The sequence below is a fragment of the Pseudomonas entomophila genome (assembly GCF_013523125.1).
In the GTDB taxonomy this organism is placed as follows: domain Bacteria; phylum Pseudomonadota; class Gammaproteobacteria; order Pseudomonadales; family Pseudomonadaceae; genus Aquipseudomonas; species Aquipseudomonas entomophila_B.
On record NZ_JAAMQJ010000123.1, the window covers coordinates 1 to 342 of the forward strand.

Genomic DNA, 342 nt, shown 5'->3' on the forward strand with positions numbered 1-342 from the left:
CCTGGGCCGTCAGTGACGGTGGTGCTTGGCGTACCGGCAGTGACCAGGTTCTCGTAGTTACCACCGTTGGTGGCCGTGATGCTGTTGGTCACGGGTGGATTGGTGGCGTAGATGTTGTCTGGTGCGGTGAAGTTCACCGAGCCCGAGCTGGCGCCGACTGGAATCGTGATGGTTTGGCCGTTGGCCAAGGTCACGACCAGCGGAGCTTCGGTAACGGGTGCAGTCACGCTCGCGGTGTAGGTGATCACGCCACCTTCGGTGACCGATGGGGTCGCCGTCAGCGTTACGGTGCTGGTATCGATGGTATCGGTAACCGATGTCACCGCAGGGGTGCCGTTGACT

General features: G+C 61.7%; 1 protein-coding gene. It reads right to left on the reverse strand.

All coding sequences use genetic code 11. The features are described 5' to 3' along the window. Positions 1 to 342, reverse strand: a 342-nt coding sequence (locus G7007_RS21915) for an immunoglobulin-like domain-containing protein (RefSeq protein ID WP_181105197.1), incomplete at both ends; no start/stop codon positions are given.